This window comes from Sinosporangium album, from assembly GCF_900100605.1.
GTDB lineage: Bacteria > Actinomycetota > Actinomycetes > Streptosporangiales > Streptosporangiaceae > Sinosporangium > Sinosporangium album.
Genome location: NZ_FNCN01000014.1, coordinates 116,449 through 134,361, shown reverse-complemented (window position 1 = coordinate 134,361; position 17,913 = coordinate 116,449). Strand labels below are relative to the sequence as shown.

Sequence of the window (17,913 nt, the reverse complement as noted above, 5' to 3'; positions counted from 1 at the left end):
TTTCTCATTGTATTTCAGCACTACGAGACGAAAGTCAAAGAACCTTAACGGCGAAATCACCGGCCGATACGGCCGGGGCGTCGGACCGCATGTTCCCCCCGATCCCCCTGTTCCCCGACGCGGCGCAGGCGAGATCGCCCGAATGCCGGACCGCCTGCTCCGCCGGGGCGGAGCAGGCGGCCGTGGCCGTGGCCGTGGCCCTCGATCAGCTCACGGCGCGTCGGGACGCTCGGTGACGCGGATGGTGTTCACGATGGGAGTGCCGGCCCTGGCGGCGAAACGCAGGTTGAGCTGCCCATCTACGACCTTCACCGTGTAGCGCCGGACGGTGGCGGTGTGGGTGCCGACCTCCTGGGCGAGATCGAGCGCCGGAACGGCGAACTCGCCTTCGGCCATCACGTCGAACACCCGGCGGCCGGGGCGCATCCCGCGGACCTCGGCGAAGCCGAGCTCCACGGTGTAGGTGGCGATGGGCAGGCCGTCGAAGCGATACTCCGACATCGACTCCCGCCCCTGCTTGAACAGCTCCTGGTCGGACGTCTCCCTGATCGTCTGAGTGGTCGTCGCCACCCTCGTCCGGGCACCCACATAGCCGTGGCCGCCGGTCGCGTAGGCGCGGTCGGCCGTCCAGCGCTCCCCGAGGGAGTCGACGACCTCGCGGGTGCCGCCCACATCGACGGCGATCTGGCGGCTCGGCACCACCATGGTCACCGGGACGGTGAACACGGGGTTTCGAGCGCTCTTGGAGGTGATACGCAGGTTTCCGGTGCGGGAGGCACCGGGGGCGATGCCCGTACTGTCGGCGGTGGCGGTCACCGTGACCGACGCGCCGGGGGCGAGCTCGCCTCGGGCCGGTTCGACGCTCAGCCAGCTCCGGGCGGGATCGGGCTCGACCGTGAAGGTGGCGGCGGCCGTACCGAGGTTGGTGAGCGTGAACGTGCCGCGCCTGGTCGAGTTCGGCGGCATCACCAGGTCGACCTCCGAGACCGAGGCGCTCACCGCCCCGGTCGTCAGCGAGACGTCCGCACGCGTCACCTCGCCGGCCCTGACCGTGACCGTCTGGGTGACGGCTCCGTAGTTGCCCCCTTCGAAGGTGACCTGGTGGTCACCGGCGGGCAGTTGGAGGGCGTAATCGCCGTCGGCGTCGCCGTAGCTGTAGGTCGTGCCGACCCGCGCAAGCATGTACGCCAAGGGCCTGCCGTCGTTGGCGTCGGTGAATGAGCCGCTCAGGACGCCGTGCCGGGTGGGGGTGAAGGTCACCACCTGGTTGTCGCCGACGCTTCCGGCCTGGTTGCGCGAGAACTGGAAGCCGTCGTTGCCCAGGCGGCTCTCCAGGCCCACGGTGGCGGCACGTCCGTCGATGCCGTCCACGCCGACGCCCTTGTAGTGGAACGCCGCCGATCCGTTCTCGGAGAGAACTGCGGAAACCGAGTACGGCCGGCCGAGCGGGGTCTTCTTCCTCCACTCGATGACGTAGCTCCGGTTGGGGGCGGTTCCCACGGTGGCGGTGTAGACCTCAGTGTCCCGGCCGTCCGAGGTGTAGTAGGGGTAGACGGCTCCGCTGGGACCGTACAGCGAGGGGATGGGCTCGACGGTCGGGGGGTCGTCGGTCATAGGCTGATGGATCACATAGCCCTTGGGGTTGACCCAGAAGTTCTTCGTGGACCACCCGTACAGCGAGAACGCGAAGGGCAGCGTGACGGGAAGGTTCGCCGTCTGGCCCGACTCGGGGTGCCTGTCCTTCCCTCCGACGAACGCGCCCGTGCCGACGGTGCAGGTGTAGCCGAAGTCGTCGGTACGGCGGGGCGCGGCGATGTCCTTGGTCAGGTCGGTGTTCACCGTGATCGCGGCGAGGGCGCCGCCGGCGCAGCTCCCGGCGCGGGGGGTGACGGCCAGACTGTGGTCGCCGCTCGGCACGGTGAGCCGGTAGCGGCCCGCCGCATCGGTCACCGCCTTGGTGGTCGTGTCGGCGATCTCGACCGACGCGCCCGCCTCGGGCGTGCCGCCGGAGGTGACCGTGCCGGAGACCGTGTGCGTCGGCAGCAGCGTGAGCGAGACGTCATGGGTGGCCGTCTGGTCGGCTGCCACGGTCACCGAGGCCGAGGCCGTGCCGTACCCGTGCTTGCGGGCGGTCACCTTGTAGGCACCCGCGGGCAGCCGGGGCGCGGAGTAGGCGCCGTCGGCGCCGGTGACGACCTTCCTGGCCACCGGCCCCGAGAGCGAGACCGTGACGGACTCGGCGGGAGCCCCGCCGGAGGCCACCGCGCCCTTGACCGTGCCGGCCGGGCCCGACAGCGCCTCGCGGACGGCGGCGTGGACGTCGAGGCGGCCTTCACCGTACGTGTTGTTCTTGGCGGCCGTGCCGCCGCAGGACGTGTCGTTCACATCCACCGCCGTGCGGTTGAGCAGCTCGCGGGTGGCGGTGAGGTCGCGTTTGAGGGACGGCGCCGCCGACCACAGGAGCGCCACCGCACCCGCGACGTGGGCCGAGGCCACGGCGGTGCCGGACATCTCCGCATACTCATCGCGGAAGGTCGGCACGCGTGCGCTGCCCGGCGCGGTGATGTTGGGCTTCACCTCACCGTTCTCGCCCGCCCCGCGGCCGGAGTTGTGGAGGATCGTCCCGTTGGCATCGACAGCGCCGACACTGTAGGCATTGCTGTGGTCTCCGGGGGATGTGGAGGTGTTGCACGCCGGGCCCCTGTCTCCCGCCCCGAAGACGGGGAAGATACCGGCCGCCACCCAGGCGTCGACCACATATGTGAACCAGGGCGTATACGGATGACCCCAGATGTTCATCACGATGTCGGGCGCGAGATCCGGCCGGGGGCCCCGGCCGTTCACATCGGTGGGCGCGACCAGCCACTCCGCCGCCTGCATCAGCGCCGAGGTGTTGCACTGGTCGAAGGCGCATCCCCGAGTCATGATCCATTTTGCTCCGGGGGCGACGCCCGACGCGCCGGACCCGGTGCGGTCCTCACCCACCGCGGCGCCGATGATCGAGGTGCCATTGCGCCCCGTGATGCAGGGCACGCCTTTGAGGCAGTAGTTCCCAGGCTCATACCAGTTGTAGTTGTGGTCGACGGTGCCGTCGGCCTTCTTCCCGCGGTACCGGTCGGCGAGCGCCGGGTGGTCGAACTGCGCGCCGCCGTCCAGCGCCGCCACCACGACGCCCTCGCCCCGGACGCCGAACTCGTTCCACACCTTGGAGGCGCCGATCGCATCGAGGTTCCACCCGGCCGGCTTGGCCTTCGAACCCGGCGCGGCGGCCTTGGCCTCGACCTGGGGCTTGGGCATCGGTACGGCGGCGTCCGCCTCGACCCGCTCGACCTCCGGCAGTTTGGCGATCTCGGCGGCGAGGTCGGCGTCGCCGGTCACCGTGACCGCGTTGACGATCCAGAGCGGGGTGAACTTCGCCTTCTTCTCGGTGAGCAGGCGGCGCAGTCCCGCCTGGGAGGCGTCCGCGTGCTCGTGCTTGGCCGCGAAGACCCGGGCGGCCTTGTCGGCCTTGGATGTGAGGCGTGCCGCCTCGCTCAGGTCGGCGTCGCCCTTCACCCGCACCAGGAATGTGGCGGGTCCTTTGGCCAGTTCGGCGGCCAAGGCCTTGTCGATTTTTTCAGCATCTTTTCTGTCAGCGCCTATTCTGTCAGCGCCTATTGTGTCAGCGCCTGCGCTGCCCGCGGAGGGCGCGGCCTGCGCCACCCCCTGCGGAAGCAGGAGGGCGGCGGCGGTGGCGGCACCGACAAGTGCCATCCGCCATCGCCTGGAGCCAGAAACCATGAGATCTCCTTGAACGGGGGAAATGTCGCCCGAGACGACGGGCCCGCCTGTCGGCGGGCGGGCCCGTTCAGCCGTTAGGGGGTGGCCCTGTCGGGGCGGTCGACGACGCGGACCGCATTGAGGATCGGAGCGCCCACCTGCGCGGCGAAACGCAGGTTGAGCTGCCCATCGACGACCTTCACCGTGTAGCGCCGGACGGTGGCGGTGTGGGTGCCCACCTCGGCGGCCAGGTCAAGAGCGGGTACCGCGATCTGACCCTCGGCCATCACATCGAACACCCGGCGGCCGGGACGCGTCCCCCGGACCTCCGCAAAACCCAGCTCCACGCTGTAGGTGCCGACCGGCAGGCCGTCGAAACGGTATTCGAGCATGCCCTCGCGGGCCCGTTTGAACAGCTCCTGGTCGCCGGTGTCCCTGATCGCCTTGCTCGTGGTCGCGACCCGGGTGCGCGTGCCCATGTGGCCATGGCCGCCCGCCGTATAGGCGCGGTCCGCCGTCCAGCGGTCTCCCTCAGAGTCGGTGACATCTCGGGTGCCGCCCACGTCAACGGCGACCTGATGCCTGGGCACCGCCATCGTCACCGGAATCTCCGCCACAGGGGCCCGGCCGCTGGAGGAACGCACACGCAGCTTCCCTGCCCTGAAGGTGCCGGGGGCGACGCCCACGCTGTCGGCAGTGGCGGTCACGGTGACCGACGCGCCGGGAGCGAGCTCGCCGTTCGCCGGAGACACGCTCAGCCAGCGCTGGACCGGCTCGGCCTCGATCGCGTAGGTCGCGGCGGAGGTGCCCAGGTTCGTGAGCTTGAACGTGCCCTTCGTGGTGGAGCCGACCGGAGTGACCAGCTCGACCTCGCTCACGGAGGCGCTGACGCTTCCGGTCACCAGCGAGGCGTCCGCGCGGGCCCACTCCCCCACCCTGACGGTGGCGGTCTGGGTGACCGTGCCGTAATGCTCCTTGGACACCACCACCTGGTGGTCACCCGGAGGGACATGGCCTACGAACACCCCGTCGGCACCGGTCACCATCGTGCTCTCACCGGCCGTCACCGTGGCCCCGGCCAGCGGCCTCCGGTCGTTGGCGTCCACCACCGTGCCGGTCAGCAGACCATGCCTGCTCGGGGCGAACGTCACCACCTGATTGTCGACCAGCGACCCCGCCCGTTCACGGACGAACTGGAAGGCATCGGTGCCGTCGGCGTTCTCAATGCCGATGGTGGCGAACCTGGCGTCGGCTCCCTTGTAGTGGAACCTCATGGTGCCGTTCTCGCTGAGCACGAGGGACACCGACAACGTGAGGGTGTCCCACGTGAGGTCCCGCCACTCGATGGTGAATGTGCGGTTGGGCGCGGTCCCGGTGGTCGCGGTGTAGTACTGCATTCCGGAGTACAGGTAGGAGTGCCAGAAGGGGTAGATGGTCGCGTCGATCCATCCCGGGGAAGGAATCGGGACGGTGCCCTCCGGGTTGGAGTGCCCCTGGAAGCTGACGTATCCATCCTTGTGAACCCAGGCCGTCCTGTAAGCGCCGCCGTAGAACGGGAACGCGAAGGGCAGCTCGATGGTGAAATCTCCACCCGACTGGGGATGCTTGTCGGTTCCGGTGGCGAAGGCGCCGGTGGTGACGGTGCAGGTGTAGCCGAAGGTGTCGCTCCGGCGCGGCAGCGCCACATCCTTGGCGAGGTCGCCGTTCACCGTGATCCGGGCCAGAGCCGAATCCGCGCACCTGGCGTGGCGCGGCGCCACGGTGAGGTCGTGGTCACCGCTCGGCACCGTCAACCGGTAGCGGCCAGCGGCGTCCGTCACCGCCGCGGCCGGAGCGCCCTCCACCGCGACCGACGCGCCCGTCTCCGGCTTCCCGTCCGCGGTGACCGTGCCCGACACCACATGCGTCGGCAGCGCGCTCAGCGACACCTCACGCGAAACCGTCTGGTCCGCGGCGATCACCAATGACGCTGAATTCGCGCCGTAGCCGTACTTGCGCGCAGTGAACTCGTAGGTGCCGGCGGGCAGGCGCGGAAGATTAAAGGCCCCGTCCGGGCCGGTGACGGCCTGGGCCGTCACCGGCCCGGCGACCGACACCTGCACCGACGCCGCGGGCGACCCGCCCGCACTGACCGTGCCCTTCACACCACCGGCCGGACCGACCGGAGCGTCGCGCACCGCGGTGTAGGCGTCCAGACGGCCCTCACCCCACACGTTGTTCTTCGCGGGAGTGCCGCCGCAGCTGGTGTCGTCCACATCCACCGCGGTGCGGTCAAGAAGCGCACGGGTCGCGGCGACATCGCCGCGCAGGGCCGGCGCGGCCGACCACATGAGCGCCACGGTGCCCGCGACGTGGGCGGCCGCCACGGAGCCGACCCGCTGGAACTCGTTCCCGATCCACAGGCTCGCGCCGTCGCCCGGCGCCCCGATGTTCGGCTTGATCTCGCCGTTCGGACCGGTGCCGCGGCTGGAGTAGTTGTGCATCAGACCGTTGTCGATCATCTTGCCGACGCTGTAGGCGTTGTCGCCGCTCGCCGGGGACCGGACAGTGTTGCACCCAGCGGTGCCCTTGTCCCCGCCCGCGAAGACGGAGAAGATGCCCGCCGCGGTCCAGGCGTCGACGACGGGCCCGAACCAATCGCTGGTCGCGTAGTCGGTCCACTCGTTGTTGACGATGTCGGGGGCGAGGTCGGGACGCGGGTTGCGCCCGTTGAGGTCGGTCGGCGCGAGCAGCCACTGCCCCGCCTGGATCAGCGTGGAGGTGCGGCACTCCAGCGCCTCGCATCCCCTGGCCGCGATCCACGTCGCGCCCGGGGCCACACCGATCTTGTCATCGGTGGCGGGGTTGCTGCCGACGATGACACCAAGGCTGGGGAGGCCTCGGTATCCCGCGTAGCACGGCTCATCGCCGGGGCATTTGCCATCGGGGTCGTACCAGTTGTAGTTGTGGTCGACCGTCCCGTCCGTTTTACGGCCGCGATACTGGGACTGGAGTCCCGGGTGGTCGGAGTTCACGCCACTGTCGAGGCTCGCCACCACGATGCCGTCGCCCCGGATGCCGTACTCGTTCCAGACCTTGGGAGCGCCGATCGCTTCGAGGTTCCACCCGACCCCGCCGGCCGTCGGCTTCGCGGCCTTGACCTCTTTGTCCTTGGCCTCTCTGTCCTTGGCCTCTCTGTCCTTGGCCTCTTTGTTCTCGACCACGGCGGCGGCCGGGGAGACGTTCAGCGTCTTCACCGCGGTGTCGGGCTCGACGCTCTCGACCTCGGGCAGCTTGGCGACCTCGGCGGCGAGGCCGGCGTCGCCGGTCACCTTGACCGCGTTGACGACCCACAGCGGGGTGAACTCCGCCTTCTTCTCGGTGAGCAGGCGGCGCAACCCCGCCTGGGCGGCGTCGGCCTGGGAGGTTTTGGCCTTGAAGACCTGCGCCGCCTTGTCGTCCTTGCTCTTGGCACGCGCCGCGGCGCTGAGGTCGGCTCCGCCTTTCAACCGCACGAGAAAGGTGGCGGAGCCCTGGGACAGCTCCGTGCGCAGGGCTTTGTCTATCTTGTCCGCTCCGGGCGCGGCCTGAGCCACGCCCTGCGGAAGCAGGAGGGAAACGGTGGCGGCGGCTCCGAGGAGGGCCGTCCGCCATCGCCTGGAGGCAGAAACCATGAGATCTCCTTGAACGGGGGAAATGTCCCCCGGAATGCCGGGCCCGCCCGTCGCGGGCGGGCCCATGCAGCCACGTCAGGGGCTGGTCTTATCGGGGCGCTCGAGAATCCGGATCGCGTTGACGAGAGGGCTGCCGCTCCGGGGGGCGAAACGCAGGTTGAGCTGCCCGTCCGCCACCTTCACCGTGTAGCGCCTGGTGGTCGCCGCGCTGACGCCGACCTCCTGCGCCAGGTCGAGTGCCGGCACCACGTACCGGCCCTCGGCCAACACGCTGAACACCCGCTGCCCGCCCCGCATCGCGCGGGTCTCTGCGAAGCCCAGCTCGACCGTGTAGACGCCGTTCGGCACCTGGTCGAAGCGGTACTCCGTCATCGCCTCGCGCGCGGTCTTGAACAGCTCCTGCTCCGCCGTACCCCGGATCGCCGCCGTCGCGGTGTGCGTACGGCTCTGGGCGCCCACATAGCCGAAGCCGCCCGCCGCGTAGGCGCGGTCCGCGCTCCAGCGGTCGCCCACGGCGTCCGTGACCTCGCGCGAGCCGCCCGCGTCCACGGCGACACTGTGCCTGGGCACCACCACGGTCACCGGGATCTCGATGTCCGGCTTCCTCGCGCTGACGGAACGCACCAGCAGCCTGGCCGTGCGGAACGCGCCGGGGCGCAGGCCCGCGCTGCTACCTGTGACGTTGACCGTCACCGACGCGCCGGGGGCGAGCGTGCCGCTCGCCGGGGTCACCGACAGCCAGGTGGAGGTGTCGTTCACCACCGTGTACTCGGTGGCGGCGCCGGAATTGGTGATCGTGAACGCGCCGCTCCTCGTCGTGCCGGCGGGCATCACCAGCTCGACCTCACCATTGACGGCCTTGACGTTGCCGGTGGGCAGGGCCGCCTCGAAGGCCGTGCGCTTGCCCGCCTCGACGGTGAGCTTGCGGTTGAACGTGGCGTAGTGCTCCTTCACGACCGAGGCCGTGTGCTCTCCGGCCGGCGCGTGCCTGATGAACCCGCCGTTGGCGTCCGTGGCGACGAGCACGTGGTCGCCGAGTTTGACCGTCGCGTCGGCCACCGGCTGGCCGTCGTTGGCGTTGGTGACGGTGCCGGTCAGCACTCCGTGCCTGGATGGGGCGAACGTCAGACTCTGTCCGTCGACGAGCACCGGCTCGTTGAAGGAATAGGAGAAACCTCCGCCGATGCCCCGCTTGTCGTCTTCGAAGCCGATGGTGGCGCTGCCTCCGGCGGTGTGGGCGTTGGTGACACCCCGGTAGCGGAATTCGATCGAGCCGTTCTCACCAAGGAGAGCCGAGAAGGAGAGGCGGGAGTTCGGGTCCGCCCGCACCGAGTAGTCACGCCATTCCAGGACGAAGGTGCGGTTGGGCGCCGTTCCCAGTGTGGCGGTGTAGATGCCGGACTCCGGGTTCTTCAGAAGGTCATCCCAGTAGGGATAGATCGCTCCTTGACGCCCTAGATACGTGGGAACACGAAGGTTTTCCATCATGTCGCCGTAAGGCTCGAAGACGATGTACCCCTGCCGGCCCACCCGCAGTGAGGAGTAGGCGTCGTCGTAGAACGGGAAGGTGAACGGCAGAGAGACCGGGTAGGCCCCCATCGTGTCGTTCACCGGGTTCGTACCCCCGACGAAGGGTTCGCTGCCGATAGAGCAGGTGTAGCCGAAGGCGTCCTCACGGCGCGGCAGAGCGATGTCCTTGACGAGGTCCCCGTTCACCGCGACCGGCACGGTGGCCGCGCCGGCACAGCCGCTCGTCACGGTGGCCCGAAGCCGGTGGTCACCGTCGGGCACCGCGATGCGGTAGGCGCCTGAGGCGTCGGTCGCGACGCTCTCCGGCGTTCCCACCACGGTGACGTTCGCGCCCTGCTGCGGCTCCCCGTCCGCGGTGATCTTGCCCGACACGGTGCGCACAGGCACGGCGGCAAGCCGTACGTCGTGCAGGGTCGGCGTGCCCTCCGCCACGGTGACGGAGGCGGTGGCCTCGCCGTACCCCAGCTTCTTCACCGTGACCTGGTGGGCGCCGGCGGCCAGGCGGGGGAACTCGTAGGTGCCGTCGGCCTTGGTCACGGCCGTGCGGGGACGCGGAGCGGCGACGGTGACAACGGCGTCGCCGAGCGGAGTCCCGCTCTGAGCGGCGACCTTGCCGCGCAGCCCGCCGACGCCCCTTTGGGACGCACCGCGGACAGAGGCATAGGCGGAGAGGCGTCCCTCACCCCATACGTTGTTCTTCGCGGCGCTGCCGCCGCACGTGGTGTCCTCGACGTCGACCGCGCCACCGTCCAGCGTCGCCCGGGTGCCGGGAAGATCGCGGTGCAGGCTCGGCACCGCGGACCACAGCAGCGCCACCGCGCCCGCCACGTGGGCGGCCGGGAGATGCGTGGCGGTCGCCACTCCGTAGCCGCCGCCCTTCGCCGCCGTGCGTACGGCGACGCCCGGCGCGGCGATGTTGGGCTTGACCTCGCCGTTCTCACCGGGCCCGAGCGCCGACTGGAAGTAGATCTTGTTGTCGACGTCGAACGCGCCGGCGCTGTAGGCGTTGACGTTGCCGCCGGGCCGAGGGTAAGAGGCTCCGCAGGTCGTCGAATAGCTGTACCCGTTGTCGAGCGCCGGGAAGATACCCGCGGCGGTCCACGCGTCGACGATCTCCTTGTAGATGCGGTGGTAGCCCGCCCCGGGGCTGTCGCTGTCGTTGCGCATGGCCCAGGTGTTGACGATGACGTCTGGGGCCAGGTCCGGGCGCGGGTTGCGGCCGGACAGGTCGGTGGGCGCGAGCATCCACTGGCCTGCGGCGATCAGGTCTCCGGCGTAGCAATGCCATCCGACCCCGCACGCCTTGGCGGCCATCCAGGTCGCCTTCGGAGCCACGCCGATGGTGTCGGTGCCCGCCGCCCCGAGCACAACGCCCAGGTTGCCGGTCCCCGCGCCGTCCACGTCGCACGGGGTGCCCCCGGCACACGTCCGCGTCGCGTCATACCAGTGGTAGTTGTGATCGACGGTCCCGTCGATCTTCCTGCCGCGGTACTGCGCGGCGAGCGCGGGATGGTCGAGCTCCACGCCCGTGCTGATGCTTCCGACGACGACGCCCTCGCCGCGGGCGCCGTACTCGTTCCAGACCTTCGGGGCCTCGACCCGGTCGATGTTCCACTCCACCGCGTCGACCTTGGCGTGCGCCTTGGCGGGCTCGGCTGCGCGCGCGGGCTCGGGCATGGTGACGACCGGGTCGGCCTCGACGCGCTCCACCTCCGGCAACTTGGCGATCTCCGTGGCCAGTGCGGCGTCACCCGTCACCCTGACCACGTTGACCACCCAGAACGGAGTGAACCGCGCCTTGCGGTCGGTGAGCAGTCGGCGGAGGTCCGCCTGGGACGCGTCCGCCGACGCGGCCTTGGCCTTGAACACCTCCGCGGACTTGTCGGCCTTGCTCGTGGCCTTGAGCGCCGCCGTGAGATCGGCCTGCGCCTTCAGCCGTACCAGGAACGACTTCTCGCCCTTGCCCAGCACGGTCTTGTCGATCTTGTCATTGCCGGGTGCCGCCTGCGCCACACCCGCGGGCACCAAGAGAGCGAGGGCGGCGACGGTCCCGGTCAAGGCCGCCCGCCATCGCGTGGGGGGTTTGGACACACGATCTCCTTCACGCCAGGCGGTAGCCCGGGACGAAGTGATTGATCTTACAAATCGCTGGAGAATCGTGGACCGACGGTGTGAATATTGCAATATGTGGACCGCTGTAAAATGGCAAGAAATAAAATCAAGAGATTCTGGAGCGCTCCTTGCGGAACAAATCCCAGATCGTATCCGATCTTGACTGTTCTTTAAGGCGGAGATACGGCCCGGGGCACGCCTCCCAGCGGGAAAACACCTTTACCGCGTTCTAAACATCACCCGATGGAAACGCAGCCTCGACCGAGAGGCGAAAAACACCCGACTAGAAAAGCGCCCTCTATCGGATTCTGGACATCGCATTGCCGGCGCATGGCCCAGTACAACCGTTCAACGGAACGATCCCCGTGGACTGCCGCGAATCAGCGAGACCCCGCCGTCGGACGGCGCACGTCCGCCGAGCCGCCGCCGGCGCTAGGGAAGGATCTCCAGGCGCACGCCGAGCCCGTCGTAGAGGGACGGTGCCGCGGTGATGACCCGCCATCCGCCCCGGGCCTCCGACAGGAGTACGGCATGAGCCCCGGCGAGCACGGCCGGAAGCTCGGCGTCGACCGCGCGGGGAACTCTGCGAAGGTTCTCCAGCATCTGCGCCCCGACCCGGCCCGCGCCGACGGCGTCGGCCTCGGTCAGGGCTCCTATGGTGACCACCGGCACCGCGAGCAGTCCTTCGGCCTGCTCGGGCCGCATGGCGGCCAGGTGCTCGGCGGCGAGGGCGGGCAGCAGCAGCGTGGTGTTGCGCATGACAGACTGCCGCACGATCTCGCGACCGTATTGGCTTTTGCCGTCGAGTAAATGCCAGACGGCCGCGAGGTCCAGGATGTGGCCGGTCAGCCCGTCGTCTCCCCCATCGGCCCTCACCCCGCCTCCTGCCGGTGTGCTTCGTCGAACAGGCTCTCGGCGCGCCGCCGGTCGGAGTCGCTGACCTGCTCCTGCCAGCCGGCCCCGAACAGGCGGTCGAGGGCCGCCATGCCGTTTCTGATCCTCCGCTGTTCGCGCAGGGCATGTGCGATATAGCCAGAAGCGTTACCCGACCGCTGGGCCTCCTCCGCCAGATCGTCGGGCAGGCTGATCGTGATCTTCTTGGTCATACTCACGAGGGTAATGTAGTCATACTCACATGGTCCACGTGGACGCTTACGCGAACAAAGTCCCGTCGTTTTTGCATGGAGTGCGGCGATTAGAGTCGCGCCTCGTCACCCCTGCCACGGCGACCGGACCACCGCAACGGGACCACCGCAACGGGACCACGGGAACGGGGCTGAAGACACCGACGGCGCGGACCTCCCGAGGGAGACCCGCGCCGCCGTACGGACCGTATGGGTGAACGGACCCGGAGGTTCTACAGCCCCGGAGTCGGGAAGCCGGCGGTGAGCTCGCTCACCTCGCTGTGGACACGGGCGATGACATCCTCGGCGTCGCCCTTGGCGAGAGCGGTGACGACCTCGTCCATCCACGCGCCGATCTGGCGCATCTCGGCCTCGCCCATGCCGCGGCTCGTCACCGACGGGGTGCCGATGCGGATGCCGGACGGGTCGAACGGCTTGCGCGGGTCGTAGGGCACCGAGTTGTAGTTGGTCTCCAGCCCTGCCCGGTCGAGCGCCTGGGCGGCGGGCTTGCCCGCGACGCCCTTGGAGGTGAGGTCGATCAGGATCAGGTGGTTGTCGGTGCCGCCGGAGACGAGGTCGAACCCGCGGGCGAGAAGCTCGTCGGCGAGGGCCTTGGCGTTGGCGACCACCTGGTGGGCGTATGCCTTGAACGCGTCGGTCGAGGCCTCCTTGAGCGCCACCGCGATGGCCGCGGTGGTGTGGTTGTGCGGGCCGCCCTGCAGGCCGGGGAACACGGCCTTGTTGAGAGCGGTGGCGTGCTCGTCGGAGTCGGCCATGAGCATGGCGCCGCGGGGGCCGCGCAGCGTCTTGTGCGTCGTGGTGGAGATCACATCGGCGTGGCCCACGGGCGAGGGGTGGGCGCCGCCGGCGACGAGGCCGGCGATGTGGGCGATGTCGGCCGCGAGCACCGCGCCGACCTCACGGGCGATCTCGGCGAAGGCCGGGAAGTCGATCGTGCGCGGGATGGCCGTGCCACCGCAGAAGATCAGCTTGGGCCGGTGCTCCAGCGCGAGGGAGCGGACCTCGTCGAAGTCGATGCGGCCGGTGTCCTGGCGCACGCTGTAGCGGACCGGGTTGAACCACTTGCCGGTGGCCGACACCGACCAGCCGTGGGTGAGGTGGCCGCCGAAGGGAAGCCCCATGCCGAGGACGGTGTCGCCCGGCTTGAGGAAGGCGAGATAGATCGCCAGGTTGGCGGGCGAACCGGAGTAGGGCTGCACGTTGGCGTGGTTGACGCCGAACAGGGCCTTGGCACGCTCGACCGCGAGGGTCTCGACCTGGTCGATGACCTGCTGGCCCTCGTAGTAGCGCTTGCCCGCGTAACCCTCGGAGTATTTGTTGGTGAGGACAGTGCCGGTGGCCTCGAGGACCGCCTTGGAGACGTAGTTCTCCGAAGGGATCAGCTTGACCGTGTCGGCCTGCCTGCGCTCCTCAGCGGCGATGAGACCGGCGATCTCCGGGTCTACCTGAGCGAGGCTCATTGCCCCTCCTTGATGTGATATCCCGCGAATGGTCCTGGTTGTCGCGCGAGGACCCAGGCGCTCGGTCCCCGCGTCTCAGCTCCCCGGTGGTGCCCCACCTCGATGCGCCGGTCGCGTCCTAGACGATAGCGGACCCGCGACCTGTGCGAGCGGTCCCCTGCACCGGCCACAACCTGTCCACCTCGGCGTTGAGGGTGGCCCCGATGAGCACGGCCAGCGCCGTGATGTAGAGCCACAGCAGAACGGCCACCGGCGCGGCGAGCGAGCCGTACACCGACAGGGGACTGAACCACGCGGCCAGCACCGCCCGGAGTACGGCGGCGCACACAATCCAAATGAACAACGCGAGCACCGCTCCTGGCAACTCGCGCCACCACCGGGTGCGCACAGGCACGCTGACATGGTAAAGAAGCGTCAAGAACAGCACCGAGCCGGCGACCACGACCGGCCAGTAGAGCAGGCTGATCCACGCCACCTGGCTCGGCAGCGCCGCCGACAGCAGGGTCGGCCCGACCACCAGCACCGGCATGACGGTGATGCCGATCAGCAGGGCGACGAGGTAGAGCCCGAAGGACATGAGCCTGGTGCGGATGATGCCGCGCTCCTCGCCCAGGCCGTAGGCCACCGAGATCAAGTCCACATACACGAACAGCGCCCGCGACCCCGACCACAGCGATAACACGAACCCCAGGGAGATCAGCGACACCGTGCCTTGGTCCACGCCTCTGAGCACGTCGTCGATCAGAGGCGTGACCACCCTGTCGACGGCGTTGTCGGTGAACAGCAGATGGGCCTGCTGCTCTACCCAGCCGCGGATCTCGACCACGGTCGACTCCCCGAGCACGGTGCTCAGATGGGCCAGCACACCGACCAGCCCCAGCACGAAGGGGGGAAGCGACAGCAGGGCGAAGAAGGCCGCCTCTCCGGCCAGGCCGGTGACGCGGTAGGTGACACCGGCCATCGTGGTCGAGCGCAGGAGCTCCCAGGCGTCCGTGCCGCGCACCCACGTGAGCCCCGCCCTGGCGCGGATCGCAGCCCGCCGCGACACACGTTCCTTGCGGCGTGTCGCGGGCGTGGGCGCCTCCGTGGACGTCATGGACCTAACGGTATTGCCACACCTTGCATCCCTGCGCCCATCAGGAATTTTTTCCGTACCCGTCAAAGGCCCGTCAAAGGCCCGTCAGGCCCCCGTCCGCGGCCCTGGAAGATCGTTGGACTCCGCCGAAAGACCCCCGGATGCCCGCCGGCGCAGGCGATGCGGGCCCCGGCCCACATCACGGGAGGTGCGTACGTCCCGGCGAGGCCGCCCGGACCGGCGCCCATCCGAATGGTGGACCCGGCATTGGACATTCCAGTCGTGCCAGGTATGGTTTTGGGCATGCCTACGGACCCGATGCTCGTCGTGCGACGCCACGTCGACTTCCTGCGTGTCCGCAGTGCCATCTGTTGCGACGCCCGTTGATATCCGCACCCGTCTGTCTTCAGCAGGGCGCGCGCCAGGTGTCTTGAATCTCACCCTTGACCCCCGCACTCGACGATGAGCCGGGAGGTCGCCTGTGCCGCGCGTCCACGACGCCGAGATCCCTTTGAGATGAAGGACGCGCACATGACGACCCCGGCCAGGCCAGCCAGCCGGCACCACAAGCGACCCAAGGGCGAAGGCCAATGGGCACTCGGTTATCGCGAGCCCCTCAACAAGAACGAGGAGAACAAGAAGAACGACGACGGACTCAACGTCCGCCAGCGGATCATCGACATCTACTCCAAGGGGGGTTTCGACTCGATCGACCCCTCCGACCTGCGGGGCCGTTTCCGCTGGTTCGGCCTCTACACCCAGCGGCGCCCGGGCATCGACGGCGGCAAGACCGCGATCCTTGAGCCCGAGGAGCTCGACGACCGCTATTTCATGCTGCGCGTCCGCATCGACGGTGGGCAGCTGAGCCTCGAACAGCTTCGGGTGATCGCCGACATCTCCAACAAGTACGGCAGGGGCACCGCCGACGTCACCGACCGGCAGAACATCCAGTTGCACTGGATCGAGGTCGAATCCGTCCCGGCCATCTGGGAGGCCCTGGAGGCGGTCGGCCTGTCCACCACGGAGGCGTGCGGCGACACCCCGCGTGTCGTGATCGGATGTCCGCTGGCCGGCATCGATGCCGACGAGACCATCGACGGCACCGAGCCGATCGCTCAGATCCTCGAGCGCTACATCGGCGACCCCGCCTTCTCCAACCTCCCCCGCAAGTTCAAGGGGGCCGTCAGCGGGTGCTCCGCCCACTGCACCGTCCACGAGATCAACGACGTGGCGTTCGTGGGCGTGGTCAACGAGGCCGGTGAGCGCGGCTACGACCTGTGGGTGGGCGGCGGCCTGTCCACCAACCCCATGTTCGGCAAGCGCCTCGGCACCTTCGTCAGCGAGGAGCGGGTGCCCGAGGTCTACGCGGGCGTCTGCGGGGTGTTCCGCGACTACGGCTACCGCAGGCTGCGCCACAGGGCCCGCATCAAGTTCCTGGTCAACGACTGGGGGCCGGAGAAGTTCCGGGAGATCCTGGAGAAGGAATACCTCGGCTACGCCCTGCCCGACGGCCCGGCCCCCGCGCCACCCCGCGGCGGGCGCCGCGACCACGTGGGCGTCCACCCGCAGCGCGACGGCAACTTCTATGTGGGCTTCGCCCCCAGGGTGGGGCGTCTCGACGGTGACACCCTGCACCTGATCGCCGACATCGCCGAGCGGCACGGCTCGTCGCGGGTGCGCACGACGGTCGAGCAGAAGATGGTCATCCTCGACGTCGCCCCGGACCGGGTCGACAGCCTGGTGGCCGAGCTTGAGGCGGCCGACCTGCAGGTCAACCCCTCGACGTTCCGCCGCCAGACGATGGCGTGCACCGGCATCGAGTACTGCAAGCTCGCCATCGTCGAGACCAAGAACCTGGCGAGCGGGCTCATCGACGAGCTGGAGCAGCGGCTTCCGGACTTCAAGGACCCGCTCACGATCAACGTGAACGGCTGCCCCAACTCCTGCGCCCGCATCCAGGTGGCCGACATCGGCCTGAAGGGCCAGCTCGTGGTCAACGACCAGGGCGAGCAGGTGGAGGGCTTCCAGATCCACCTCGGCGGGTCCGTCGGGCTCAACCCGACCTTCGGCAAGAAGGTCCGCGGGCTCAAGGCCACCGCCGAGGAGCTGCCGGACTACGTGGAGAGGGTGGTCCGCAACTTCGAGGCGCAGAAGACCGACGGTGAGACCTTCGCCGCCTGGGTCCAACGGGCCGACGACGCGGATCTCAAATGACGGAGCGCGCCGTCCCCTTCCACTGCCCCTATTGCGGTGACGAAGACCTCGAACCCTACGAGACCGACGGCGGGTGGTACTGCAGGTCCTGTGCCCGCGCCTTCAAGCTGAAGTTCCTCGGGATCGGAGTGCGCACATGAGCGTCGTGGACATCGAGATCGGACTGAAGCAGCAGCGTGGAGTCATGGACATCCAGGACATCGTCGCCTCGGCGGCGGTGTTCCTGGAGGATGCCTCGGCCCGCGAGATCATCCGGTGGGCGGCGGCGACCTTCGGCGACCGCCTGTGCATCACGGCCTCCATGAGCGACGCGCTCCTGATCGACCTGGTGAGCCGGGTGAAGCCGGGTGTGGACACGCTGTTCATCGACACGGGCTACCACTTCGTGGAGACGATCGGCACGCGTGACGCCGTCCGGCAGGTCTACGACGTCAACGTCATCGACGTGATGCCCTCGCGTACGGTGGCCGAGCAGGAGCGGGACCTGGGCCCCCGGCTGTTCGGACGCAACCCCGATTTGTGCTGCTATTTGCGCAAAGTGGAGCCTTTGAACCGGGCTTTGGAGCCCTACCTCGCCTGGATCTCCGGCATCCGCCGCGACGAGGCCGCCACACGGGCCGGGATCAAGGTCGTCGAGTGGGACGAGAAGCGGCAGATGGTCAAGGTCAACCCCATCGCGCGGTGGACGCAGGAGGACGTCGACAACTACATCGCCGACAACGGGGTGCTGATCAACCCGCTGCATTACGACAACTACCCGTCGATCGGCTGCGCGCCCTGCACCCGCCAGGTCGCGCCCGGCGAGGACCCGCGCAGCGGACGCTGGGCCGGCCTCGGCAAGACCGAGTGCGGACTGCACATCTGACCGGCACCCGGCCCGCCTCGCGTGGCACAGCCACCTCGTACGGCACAGCTCACCCCGCAGGCACAGGCCCGTGCCTGCGGGGGCGGGGCCGTCTGCCGGG

At 69.1% G+C, this 17,913-nt stretch carries 10 protein-coding genes and 1 riboswitch; of the genes, 3 read left to right on the top strand and 7 right to left on the bottom strand.

All coding sequences use genetic code 11. The features are described 5' to 3' along the window. Nucleotides 1–210: 210 nt before the first annotated feature. From BLQ73_RS16885 to BLQ73_RS16855, 7 genes are all read right to left on the bottom strand, one after another. Complete coding sequence (locus BLQ73_RS16885) at nt 211–3,780, bottom strand: S8 family serine peptidase (RefSeq protein WP_093171417.1); 3,570 nt, start codon at nt 3,778–3,780, stop codon at nt 211–213. A gap of 74 nt (nt 3,781–3,854) precedes the next feature. Then, on the bottom strand, nt 3,855–7,412 hold the full coding sequence (locus tag BLQ73_RS16880) for a S8 family serine peptidase (protein ID WP_093171416.1): 3,558 nt from the start codon (nt 7,410–7,412) through the stop codon (nt 3,855–3,857). A 75-nt stretch (nt 7,413–7,487) separates the two neighbouring features. Then, entirely contained in the window at nt 7,488–11,033 is a 3,546-nt protein-coding gene (locus BLQ73_RS16875; RefSeq protein WP_093171415.1) for a carboxypeptidase regulatory-like domain-containing protein, read from the bottom strand. Between the two features lie 453 nt (nt 11,034–11,486). Further along, nucleotides 11,487–11,930, bottom strand: a complete 444-nt coding sequence (locus BLQ73_RS16870; protein ID WP_093171414.1) for a hypothetical protein — start codon at nt 11,928–11,930, stop codon at nt 11,487–11,489. After that, complete coding sequence (locus tag BLQ73_RS16865) at nt 11,927–12,160, bottom strand: hypothetical protein (RefSeq protein ID WP_093171413.1); 234 nt, start codon at nt 12,158–12,160, stop codon at nt 11,927–11,929. The genes BLQ73_RS16870 and BLQ73_RS16865 overlap by 4 nt, the downstream gene beginning before the upstream one ends. A 251-nt stretch (nt 12,161–12,411) precedes the next feature. Next, nucleotides 12,412–13,659 carry a serine hydroxymethyltransferase gene (glyA, locus tag BLQ73_RS16860; RefSeq protein WP_093171412.1) on the bottom strand — a complete coding sequence of 416 codons (1,248 nt, stop codon included), beginning with the start codon at nt 13,657–13,659 and terminating at the stop codon, nt 12,412–12,414. Nucleotides 13,660–13,703: 44 nt separating this feature from the next. Then, nucleotides 13,704–13,784: riboswitch (ZMP/ZTP riboswitch) on the bottom strand. Then, the gene (locus BLQ73_RS16855) at nt 13,778–14,755 is read right to left on the bottom strand and encodes a YihY/virulence factor BrkB family protein (RefSeq protein ID WP_093171411.1); all 978 of its coding nucleotides are present in this window, start codon (nt 14,753–14,755) and stop codon (nt 13,778–13,780) included. (Overlaps the previous riboswitch by 7 nt.) A 510-nt stretch (nt 14,756–15,265) precedes the next feature. Here BLQ73_RS16855 and BLQ73_RS16850 point away from each other — a divergent pair. The 3 genes from BLQ73_RS16850 to BLQ73_RS16840 are packed head-to-tail and all read left to right on the top strand — an operon-like array spanning nt 15,266 to nt 17,813. Further along, on the top strand, nt 15,266–16,948 hold the full coding sequence (locus BLQ73_RS16850) for a nitrite/sulfite reductase (RefSeq protein ID WP_093171457.1): 1,683 nt from the start codon (nt 15,266–15,268) through the stop codon (nt 16,946–16,948). Continuing rightward, the gene (locus tag BLQ73_RS34095) at nt 16,945–17,088 is read left to right on the top strand and encodes an Insertion element protein (protein WP_093171410.1); all 144 of its coding nucleotides are present in this window, start codon (nt 16,945–16,947) and stop codon (nt 17,086–17,088) included. The genes BLQ73_RS16850 and BLQ73_RS34095 overlap by 4 nt, the downstream gene beginning before the upstream one ends. Before the next feature lie 44 nt (nt 17,089–17,132). After that, nucleotides 17,133–17,813: a phosphoadenylyl-sulfate reductase gene (locus BLQ73_RS16840; RefSeq protein WP_420820019.1), complete on the top strand. Its 681-nt coding sequence runs from the start codon at nt 17,133–17,135 to the stop codon at nt 17,811–17,813. Nucleotides 17,814–17,913: the final 100 nt, after the last annotated feature.